A 10,936-nucleotide genomic window follows, 5' to 3' on the forward strand; every position below is an offset into this window, starting at 1 on the left:
CTTTCGAGTAATTATCAACCTTCGAACGAAAAAGAATACTTAAAACAAACTTACGGAAGATATAGAAGGCATAAAGTTGAGTGAGCTTAAATAATCGCTACATATGAAAACCCCATCTCGGCTTAGCCGAGACCAAGCGTGATGAATATAAATGGGGATACCACCTGCCTGCATGATGCAGTCGGGCAGGTATGACCAAAACATAAAATAATATACATATGAAAACAAAAAACGCCCCAAACCGGGGCGTTTTCCTTTTATAAACTTATCTCACAAGTTTCTTATACTTAATACGGTGAGGAGTAGTATCACCCAGCCTCTTCTTCTTATTTTCTTCATATTCAGAGAACGACCCTTCAAAGAAATAAACCGAACTGTCTCCTTCAAAGGCTAAAATATGTGTACAAATACGATCGAGGAACCAACGGTCGTGAGAAATAACAACGGCACAACCTGCAAAACTATCCAATCCTTCTTCCAAAGCACGAAGTGTATTTACATCCAAATCGTTTGTTGGCTCATCGAGCAACAGTACATTCCCTTCCTCTTTCAATGTCATTGCCAGATGAAGTCTGTTTCTTTCTCCTCCCGACATCTCCTTAACTTTCTTGTTTTGTTCGGGACCGGCAAAATTAAATCTGCTCAAATACGCTCGCGTATTAACCATATGACCACCCATCATCACCTGCTCCTGACCATCGGCAAAATTCTCATATAATGACTTTTCAGGATTAATATCCGAATGCGATTGATCAACGTAGGCAATCTTAGCAGTCTCACCAACGGCAAACTCACCACTATTTGGTGTCTCTTCGCCCATTATCATTTTAAAAAGCGTTGTTTTACCGGCACCATTCGGTCCGATTACTCCAACAATACCGTTAGGAGGAAGACTAAAGTTTAAGTTATCATATAATAGTCGGTCACCGTAACCTTTTGCAACATCTTTGGCTTCAATAACATTTGTACCTAATCGTGGTCCGTTAGGAATATATAGTTCCAGTTGAGAATCCTTTTGTTTCTCCTCCTGACTCATCAGCTTATCATAGTTATTCAGACGGGCTTTTGACTTCGCATGACGACCTTTTGGCGCCATTTTAACCCATTCCAATTCCTGCTCAAGAGTTTTTCTGCGTTTAGATACCTGTTTTTCCTCTTTTGCCATTCGAACAGTTTTCTGCTCAAGCCACGAAGAGTAGTTCCCTTTCCATGGAATACCCTCTCCCCTATCAAGTTCAAGAATCCAACCCGCAACGTTATCCAGAAAATATCTATCGTGAGTTACTGCAATTACAGTTCCTTTATATTCGTGTAAATGCTGTTCTAACCACATCACAGACTCAGCATCGAGGTGGTTAGTAGGCTCATCAAGCAACAATACATCAGGTTCCTGAAGAAGTAATCTGCACAAAGCTACCCTGCGACGTTCACCTCCGGATAAATTCTTAATTGGAGTATCGCCTTCAGGAGTTCTTAATGCATCCATTGCTATTTCTAACTTTGTATCGAGTTCCCAGGCATTTTTAGAATCGATTTCATCCTGCAAAACTGCCTGACGATTCATCAATTTTTCCATTTTGTCTGCATCTTCATAAACCTCCGGAAGACCAAACATATCGTTTATTTTATTATACTCATCAAGAATAGCAATTGTTTCTGCTGCACCTTCACGTACAATGTCTATTACGGTCTTATCGTCATCAAGTATCGGCTCCTGAGCCAAATAACCTACACTATAATCTTTAGAGAAAACTACATCACCCTGAAACTCCTTATCCAGCCCGGCAATAATCTTCAATAAAGTAGACTTACCCGAGCCATTCAATCCTAAAATACCAATCTTAGCTCCATAGAAGAAGCTCAGATAAATATTTTTTAAAACCGTTTTATTAGTACTGGAGTAAATTTTACTTACCCCGGACATTGAAAAAATTACTTTTTTATCGTCTGACATATTAATTTATTATTTTCTATATTTAAGTATGCAAAAATACTTAAACTTAAGTTAATCACTCTTGCAGAATAATTATTTTTTTGTTTCTTCGTTCTCTAATAAAATGATAACCCTTTTATATGTCTATAACCTATAAAATCCTAATAAAAAAACTGGTCCCGATAGTAATAATGTTACTGGTTGCAAGTTCTTCTTTCGCTCAAAGCAGTCGTACTTATAGGAAACCGTTTTTTGGGCAAATTGTAAACTTATTTAACCAAAGACCATTAGAAAACGCACATATTATTAACCTTACAACTACAAAAGGTACTATTTCGAACTACAGGGGAGAATTCAGAATTGAGGTAGCCTTAGGAGACACCCTATATTTTTCTGAAATGGGATATCATTCCAAAAAACTGATTGTATCAAAAAAAATGTTGAATCAACATAACATTATTAAATTGATAACCCAGAATTACAAACTAAATGAGGTAGTTGTTTCACCATACGATTTAACAGGGGTGCTGGAAGTAGATGTAAAAAACCTTATTGCCTTAGAAGAACGAAGAGTTGTTAAAATTGGAAATCTTAAAACATCGTCAGAACTAGGGCCTAACAAATACACCAAGCCAAGTGTTTTTCAACCTGTAGATTTTATCTATAATATATTTGGTAAAAGACCAAAAGAGCTGCGTAAATTAAAAGAACTTGAGGAAACCAGCCAGGTTAGAGATTTATTGCATCAAAAATATGACAGGGAATTTTTAATGGAAACACTGAATCTTTCAAGAAAACAAATTGAAAGTATACTTAAGTACTGTGATTATGACCATGATTACATCATAAAAGCAAACGATCTCCAAATATTACAGGCAGTTCTGGATTGTTATGGTCAATACAAAATTTATATAGATAAAGAATCCGGAATAAAAAAAGAGGAATAACTAATATTCAATATATATATATTAAAAGCCCTGATTTTTTAAAAGTAAATCAGGGCTATTTTTATCCCTTTTTATGACCAAATTAATTACTATCTATAGCTAAGCGTGCATTAAAATCCAATTCAAGTAAGAAAATACAGCTATTTTCAAAAAAAAAAATTAACTTTACTATGCAATAGGTATCAAATTAAAAATTGCAATACGTCTCATTAATAGCATATTTAGTGTATAAAACGCTTTATCTACTCTAGATAAATGATTTTATAACATATATATATTAATTGATTGCGAATTTTATACTTTTGCTACTGAGTATTTTACTAAAATATCTAAAATTGTAAATAATTAATAACTGTAAAGACAGTAAATTATAATTCTAAGCATGAGAAATATTAGCTTAAAGTCATTAGCAGTTGTTGGGGCAGCAGTTGCAACGTTATCAAGTTGTAACTCAATGAAAGACCTTGACAAAGACTACTATTCGGTAAATCCTAACCCATTAGAAGTACACGGTGGAAAGGTTAAAATTGACATCAAAGGTCAATTCCCAGAAAAATTGTTCAAGAAAGCAGTTGCTATTGAATTAACTCCAGAGTTGAGTTATGAAGGTGGACAAACTCCATTTAAAATGGTTGAATTCCAAGGTGAAGAATACCCTGGAAATGCAACTGTAATTCCTTACGAATCAGGAAAAACTGTTTCTTATACAGATGAAGTTGACTACACTCCGGAAATGGAGAAATCGCAACTATCAGTAAAAATTGTTGGAAAAAAAGGAGATAAGAGAAAAGATTTCGAAGCTATTCCTTTAGCTCCGGGAGTTATTACTACATCTCTTTTAGTTGAAGATGATTATATGTCTTCATTTGTTGCTCCGGCATACGAACAAACAACAAATCACGAACTTGCTGGAATGGTTAACTTTAAAGTTAATTCTTCTGCAATTAGAAGCAGTGAACTTAAACAAGAAGATTACAAAGCTTTAGAGAGCCTTGTTAAATCTGCAGGAAATGAAGAGAAATTAACTCTTTCAGGTATCTCTTTCGTTGGTTATGCATCTCCTGAAGGTGAAGCTACATTAAACGCTAACCTTTCTGATGATCGTGCTAAAAACGTTGAGAAGAAAATAACAGCTGCAGTTAAAAGAGCAAAAATTGAATACCAAGACGGATTCTTTACTATTGAAGGTAAAGGTGCTGACTGGGATGGAGTTTATGCTGCAATTAAAGCTTCTGACATCGAGGATAAAGACATGATCTTACGTTCTCTTGATGATGAGCCATTATTAGATTCTAAAGAGAAAACTCTAAAATCTCTTTCTAATACTTATGATGTTCTTAAAGACGATATTCTTCCTCAATTACGTAGAACTCAGGTTGTAATTAATTACAGCTTAGTTGGAAAAACTGACGAAGAGATCAAAGAATTAGCTGCTAAGGGTGCTGATTCTTTAAAAGTAGAAATGGTTAAAGCTGACGGAACAACTGCTCTTCAATTAGATGCTGAGGAAGTTCTTTATGCTACTTCACTGACTGAGTCGAAAGAAGAACGTTTAGAAATTTTGAAGAAAGGTATTGAAATGTACCCTGCTGATTACCGTTTCCCTACAGATGCCGGTCACTGTGCACAAGCTCTAGGTAACAAAGATGAAGCTGTTTCTTTATTCGAAAAAGCATACCAGATTGAAGAAAACGATATTACTATCAACAACCTGGCTGTTGCTAAAATGTTAGTTGGTGATGTTGAAGCTGCTGACGAAATGTTTGCTAAATCAACTACAGCGGAAGCTTCTTACAACAGAGGTGTAAAAGCTATCAAAGAAGGTGATTACAATAAAGCTATCGAGGATATGCAAGGTAAAAACACTTTCAACTTAGCTCTTGCTAAAGTATTGAACGGTGATTACGACGGTGGTATCAAAACTCTTGAAGCTGGTGAAGTAAACACTTGTAAAGCTGATTACCTTAAAGCTATCGCTTCTCAAAGATTAGGAAAATCTGACGATGCTAAGAACTACTTGAAGTCTGCATTCGAGAAAAATCCTAAAATGGAAGAAAAAGCTAAAACAGATCTAGAATTTAGAGAACTTTACGCTGCTGCACCTGCTGCTGAGTAATTTTCTATAAGAATAAAATTAGAAAGCCTCCTAATAAGGAGGCTTTTTTTATTGGATAAAATCTGTAATTCTAAAAATATATATACATTACAAAAACTCAGGCTGACAACAATTCTATTATTTGCTCTCTGATGTTCCATACCTTGTGAAAAGATAAAGAACATCCCAGCTCGTTATCGCCTACCCACCTTTTCAAAAATTTGCGGTGAAGATCAGTTTTAAACTGATTAATTTGGTGCGAATCTATTTTAGTCTCACTGAGCAGCTTACTTTTAAATTCTAACTTATCACTACCCGGCTTTGTAGCATCTATTATCTTACCTTCATACTTAAGATATGTATGAGCATTGGGCACTTCGAATAATTCCGTTTCTTCCAATAAATCGCAAGCCTCCGGAGTATTATCACAGTCAATCAGATAAATGCCTATTACAAGCTCCCAGCCATGCCAATTTTGCTCCTTAATTAATTCATACAGGAAAGCATGCTTTGTTCCACATGTTCCTTTTTTTTCTTCCACAACCAGAAAGTAATCATCTTTATTACTGTTTCTGCCATAATCCAAACTCTGTATAAACCTCAACAGACTGCCAAAATTATCTAAACCAAGCTCAAGGGAATAATCAGAATATTTTCCCGACGGTTTTATCTCCAGAACATCAAATTCTCTAAAAGTCATTTCTATCGAATTAAATATTTAAGTAATTCATTCTATACGTCAAAATTAATACATTTTGATTTGTAACCGGTATTATATATAAAAAGGAAGCAACTCATTGAATTGCTTCCTTTTAAAATAACTTTAATATAAAATAGATTCGATTCTTTTTATACCAACACTAACTTATGATAATTATTCTTTATTCAACATTCTCTAAAACTGATATATTTCCTTCATCTGCCTCAGGCTTAACTCCTTTATTGTTTTCCTCTATATAATCCAACACCTTACGCATCAAATGCACACGGTCTTTTCCACGTACATTGTGTTCGTGTTGCGGATAAAGGAAATAATCAACCTGTACGCCGTCATCGATACACTGTTTTACGAATCGCATTGAATGTTGAACTACAACAGTAGGGTCAACATCTCCGTGAATCATCAACAGTTTACCTTTGAGATTTTTAGCTTTTGGCAATAAGCTTGTAGAAGCATAACCTTCAGGGTTAGATTCCGGAGTATCCATATAGCGTTCTCCGTACATCACTTCGTACCATTTCCAGTCGATAACCGGTCCACCCGCTACCCCTGCATTAAACACATCAGGATAACTTGTCATTAGGTTTGTAGTCATATAACCTCCATAACTCCACCCGTGCACTGCTATTCTATCACCATCAACATAAGGAAGGCCTTTTAAATGCTCAACTCCTTTAATCTGGTCTTTCATCTCTTCATCGCCTAAATGACGGAAAGTAACCTGCTCGAATTTTACACCTCTGTTTTCAGAACCTCTTCCCTCTACTGTGTAAATTATGTAACCCTGATTTGCAAAATAAGGCATCCACATTGCTGAACCGGCCAACCATCTGTTGTGTATTAACTGTACTCCGGGACCATTGTAAACATATATCAGTACAGGATATTTTTTCGACGGATCAAAATTCGCAGGATAAACTGTACGGGTATTTAAATCTGTCTCTCCATCAGCAGCTTTAATTTTTCCAAGTTCAATTTTCCCTATTTCAATATTTACCAATGGATTAGGTGACTGGAAAAGTTGTTTAGCTACCTGTCCGTTAGATGCATTGATCAAATCTACCGTATTAGGTGTTTCGAGGTTTGACCACGAATCCAATATTTTCTTTTTATCAGGACTTAAACTTGCTTTGTGCACACCACCAACTTTGCTTAACTTCTTAGATGATGAATTTGTAACGTTACTCTTATATATTACTCTATCCAGTCCGTTATTATCGGTTGCTGTAAAATACACTTTATTCTTATCGAAACCGATAAACTCATCAACTACCCATTCACCGCTGGTAACCTGATTTAACAGTTTCCCATCAACATTATATCTGTAAAAATGATTATACCCGTCTCTTTCGCTTCTCCACAAAAATTCATCATTTTTTCCGGGAATAAATTCCATCTTATGTAGAGGCTGAACATAAGTTTCACTTTTCTCTTCAAAAAGAGTTTTAACAAATTCACCGTTTTCAGCATTATACTGATTTAACTTCATATGATTTTGATCTCTGTTCAGTACAGCTATATAAATATAATTCTGATTCGGTCCCCAGGCTACATTAGTTAAATACTGCTCCTTAGGTGTACCTGTTTGTACTACTACTTCTTTTTGAGTTTCAACATTATATAAAACAAGAGTAACCTCTTCACTTTTCCTACCGGCCATAGGATACTTAATAGCTTCAAGTTCAGCCTCGCGTGTCATTACATTTACCAAAGGATAATCGCTAACCATACTCTCGTCCTTGTGATAGTAAGCCAAAACATCTCCTTTTGGCGACCAGAATGTACCTTTAGTTATTCCAAACTCAACACGGTGTACTACCTGTCCGTTTATAATATTAGATGACTTCTCATCTTTTGTAACAACATGTTCCCCATTTGCACTTACTACATAAAGGTTATTATCAACAGTATATGCCGCATAATCACCATTTTCTGTAAAATCAAAGTTTTCAGATCCTGTTCGGGACACGTATTTAACATTACCTGATTTGTTTTTTACATTGTACTCATAAACTTTTCCTTCCGAAACAAACTGAAATACATCCTTTGACAACCACGTTATCTGAGTTGGTGCCTTCTTTACCTGATTTTCACTATCCAACCCTGAGTTTATATCTTCAGCAGTAAGCTTAACTACCTTTCCATTTAAGCCGGCAATTGTAACAGACTTATCACTTCCATAATAAGAATACAGGTCTTTACTTTTTGTCCACTGTAGATTATTAAGTTTCTGTCCGTAATAAACTTTCTTCTTCATTATTGCATCATCCAGACTTAGTCCGTTTTTTTGAGCGTGAATCGCACTCCCCACAAGAACAAAGAATGAGGCTAAAGCTATTTTTAAATTCTTCATCTATTAATATTTAGATCTATATTATTGGTTTATTATATGTAATAATTCAAATTATTGGGCAAGTTTAACAATTAAAGATGATTTCTCTTCTAAAGAAATTGTTAACGTTCCGTTTTTTTGATGAACTTTCTTTCCGCTAATTAAATCGATGTAAACTCCTTCTTTTTCAACTTCTACCTCTATATCTTTAGCTTCATTACTCAAATTAAAAAGCACATAAACAACATTCGACTCAAAGCTTCTTTTATAAGCAAGAACATTCTTATAATCATCCGCTAAAAAGTAGTCTACATCTCCATAAACCAACTCCTTATTCGATTTTCTTATGCTGATTAATTTCTTATAAAACAACAGCAATTCATTGTCTAATTTAACCTCGTCTATAGAATATTCATTACCAAATGCATCTCTGTCTTCATCTTCAAAAATATAATCATCCCAAATTAACGGCTTCCTGTCATCCGGATCATCTCCTCCCCACATTCCCATTTCGTCGCCTTGCCATATCTGTGGTGAACCGACAAATGTATACTGATGAACCAAAAACTGTTTAAGCTCTTTCCAGGTATCCTCATCCGGTCTGTTAATTTTATAGTTTTTATTATCGCTCTGCTTTGCCTGATATTTATATTGATTTTTATTGTAAAAAGATGTTGATAAACGGGGTGCATCGTGACTTGACGACATGTTCATCATCGAACGAATTGTGTACTCTTCATAACCCGAAAAAACTTTTTCCTGCTCCTTGATATACTCTGAAGGCAAATACCTACCATTTGCTCCTGAAAATAATCTTCGTGCGGGTTTATAAAAATGATAGTGCATTACAGCATCAAAAACATCACCGCTTGTATAAGGACGGGGATCCATCATAATATCAGGCCAGTTTTCCCACCATATTTCTCCTATCAAATATGTTTCAGGATTTACAGATCGGACAAACTTCCTGTATTCACGCCAAAATCCCATAGGAATCTGATCGGCTACATCTAACCTGTAGCCATCCAGTCCCTTGCTAAAGTCTCCATTCCCCATCGGATCAAGCCAGCGTTTTGAAACATTAAAAATATATTCTTTAACCACAGGATGAATATTACCTTCATAAGGGAGTCCGTGTTTTCTGTTTACTACATCTACCTTTTTCAACTCTGGCAACCCAGCTACTCCGGCCCATCCATCGTATGAAAATTCATTTTCAGGGGTATCAGGGTCATCAAAAGAGTTTATCATGTATAAATCCTTATAAACTGATTTTTCCTGATTCTTTAAAATATCTTTCCAAAACGGATGCTCTACACCCGTATGATTCCACGAATAATCCAGAACTATTCTTATTCCCCTCTTATGAGCCTCTTCAATAATTTTCAAAAACAACTTATCGGCCGATGTCCATTGCCATGTTGATGGATCTAAAGGATCCTCATTTGCCATTATTTCCAAATCACCTTCCGGATCGGGACCAAAAGTATGATCGATATGAACATAATTAGTTGCATCAAACTTGTGCATTGATGGTGCATCGTTAAGAGGATTGAAATATATTGCCGTGATTCCAAGATCCGTTAAATAGTCAAGCTTATCCAATACCCCTTGTAGGTCTCCCCCATAGCGGCGTGATTGTACGGCGGTATAAAAATCATTTCCGTAAAATTCCACCTCCCAATCATTAAGCTTATACCATTGATGCTGCCATGGAGTTACCTGCCAGTTCTCAGGAAACTTATTGGGGTATGAACTCCTTATATCATCCAACTTAGGATCATTTTGCTCATCTCCGTTCCTAAAGCGTTCTACAAAAATTTGATACCAGATTGCATTCTGTGACCATTCGGGGGACTTATCCAAGGCTAAAAGTTTTATTGAATTTTCACCTTTTTTATCATTTTCAACTGATGATTCATCACATCCAACCATTGCCAGTCCTAATAACAGAGCTGTAAAAAGTAATATTGTCCTCATTTCTTTTTGAATAAAATTTCACAAATGAGGCTGAAGATATTATGAAAAAAGATTTCCTGAAAACATTTTTCAATATTTCTTAAATCAAAAGGAACAACTACTTATTAATTATTAACAGATTGTATTAATTTTGCATAAAAACAGAAAAGAGGTTTATGCAAGCTAAATTATTGCCAAGTACATATTTCGGTCCGATTGATTATTTCGCACATATAGTTCAATCAGAAAAGTCAATCATTGAAGTGGAAGATAATTTCCAGAAACAAACTTACAGAAATCGTTGCTATATCTATGGTGCTAACGGAAAGTTACTCTTAAATGTCCCTGTAAAGCACTGCAAAAATGAAAACATCAGACGTAAAACAAATGATACACAAATCGCAAACGAATTTGACTGGCAGAAACTTCACTGGAAATCTCTGGGGTCAGCCTATAGAACCTCTCCTTATTTCGAATTCTACGAAGACGAATTAAGGCCTTTATTCGAAAAAAAGTATAAGTTTTTGGCAGACCTGAATATGGATACAGCAAATCTTATTCAGGATATTATACAGGAATCATGGGATTTGACTAAAACAACAGCCTATGAGGAAAGTCCTTCAGAAATATTAGACCTTAGAGCGGAATTCAATGCAAAAAAAGACTCTGCTGTTATTACACCAAACTACACTCAGGTATTCTCTGACAAATTTGGATTCATTCCTAATTTAAGTATTCTGGATTTAATATTTATGGAAGGTCCAAATGCACTAAACTATTTGGAAAGTATTTCTTTAAAATAACATACTTATAACATCATATATAGAAATAAACTTAATGCGAAACTCCGATCAGGCAGAAGGCATGATTGGAGTTTTTGCTATAAAAGCTTTGGGTTCGCAATAACGATTATTACAGACTATAAATCTCCGAACTTCTCAACTTCAGA

The 10,936-nt window shown here is 35.3% G+C and carries 7 protein-coding genes; 3 read left to right on the forward strand and 4 right to left on the reverse strand.

What is annotated here, in order from left to right; all coding sequences use genetic code 11:
* Positions 1-265 precede the first annotated feature (265 nt).
* On the reverse strand, positions 266-1,954 hold the full coding sequence (ettA, locus tag ABFR62_10475; GenBank protein ID MEN8138844.1) for an energy-dependent translational throttle protein EttA: 1,689 nt from the start codon (positions 1,952-1,954) through the stop codon (positions 266-268).
* Between the two features lie 119 nt (positions 1,955-2,073).
* Here ettA and ABFR62_10480 point away from each other — a divergent pair, with 119 nt between their 5' ends.
* On the forward strand, positions 2,074-2,880 hold the full coding sequence (locus tag ABFR62_10480) for a carboxypeptidase-like regulatory domain-containing protein (protein ID MEN8138845.1): 807 nt from the start codon (positions 2,074-2,076) through the stop codon (positions 2,878-2,880).
* A 382-nt stretch (positions 2,881-3,262) separates the two neighbouring features.
* The gene (locus tag ABFR62_10485; protein MEN8138846.1) at positions 3,263-4,996 is read left to right on the forward strand and encodes a hypothetical protein; all 1,734 of its coding nucleotides are present in this window, start codon (positions 3,263-3,265) and stop codon (positions 4,994-4,996) included.
* 97 nt (positions 4,997-5,093) lie between these two features.
* On the opposite strand, the gene ABFR62_10490 is transcribed toward ABFR62_10485, so the two are convergent.
* The 3 genes from ABFR62_10490 to ABFR62_10500 form a co-directional block, all read right to left on the reverse strand.
* Positions 5,094-5,675, reverse strand: a complete 582-nt coding sequence (locus ABFR62_10490) for a hypothetical protein (GenBank protein MEN8138847.1) — start codon at positions 5,673-5,675, stop codon at positions 5,094-5,096.
* 181 nt (positions 5,676-5,856) lie between these two features.
* Complete coding sequence (locus ABFR62_10495; GenBank protein ID MEN8138848.1) at positions 5,857-8,049, reverse strand: DPP IV N-terminal domain-containing protein; 2,193 nt, start codon at positions 8,047-8,049, stop codon at positions 5,857-5,859.
* Positions 8,050-8,100: 51 nt separating this feature from the next.
* Positions 8,101-10,008, reverse strand: a complete 1,908-nt coding sequence (locus ABFR62_10500) for a glycoside hydrolase family 13 protein (protein MEN8138849.1) — start codon at positions 10,006-10,008, stop codon at positions 8,101-8,103.
* Positions 10,009-10,163: 155 nt separating this feature from the next.
* On the opposite strand from ABFR62_10500, the gene ABFR62_10505 reads away from it, so the two are divergent.
* Positions 10,164-10,790, forward strand: a complete 627-nt coding sequence (locus tag ABFR62_10505) for a WbqC family protein (protein ID MEN8138850.1) — start codon at positions 10,164-10,166, stop codon at positions 10,788-10,790.
* The last annotated feature ends 146 nt before the right edge of the window (positions 10,791-10,936 follow it).

The organism is Bacteroidota bacterium, from assembly GCA_039714315.1.
Taxonomy (GTDB): domain Bacteria; phylum Bacteroidota; class Bacteroidia; order Flavobacteriales; family JADGDT01; genus JADGDT01.

Excerpts from the sequence above, each read along its gene's own strand:
- ettA (MEN8138844.1), bottom strand. The coding sequence starts at position 1,954 with ATGTCAGACGATAAAAAAGTAATTTTTTCAATGTCCGGGGTAAGTAAA.
- ABFR62_10480 (MEN8138845.1), top strand. The coding sequence starts at position 2,074 with ATGTCTATAACCTATAAAATCCTAATAAAAAAACTGGTCCCGATAGTA.
- ABFR62_10485 (MEN8138846.1), top strand. The coding sequence starts at position 3,263 with ATGAGAAATATTAGCTTAAAGTCATTAGCAGTTGTTGGGGCAGCAGTT.
- ABFR62_10490 (MEN8138847.1), bottom strand. The coding sequence starts at position 5,675 with ATGACTTTTAGAGAATTTGATGTTCTGGAGATAAAACCGTCGGGAAAA.
- ABFR62_10495 (MEN8138848.1), bottom strand. The coding sequence starts at position 8,049 with ATGAAGAATTTAAAAATAGCTTTAGCCTCATTCTTTGTTCTTGTGGGG.
- ABFR62_10500 (MEN8138849.1), bottom strand. The coding sequence starts at position 10,008 with ATGAGGACAATATTACTTTTTACAGCTCTGTTATTAGGACTGGCAATG.
- ABFR62_10505 (MEN8138850.1), top strand. The coding sequence starts at position 10,164 with ATGCAAGCTAAATTATTGCCAAGTACATATTTCGGTCCGATTGATTAT.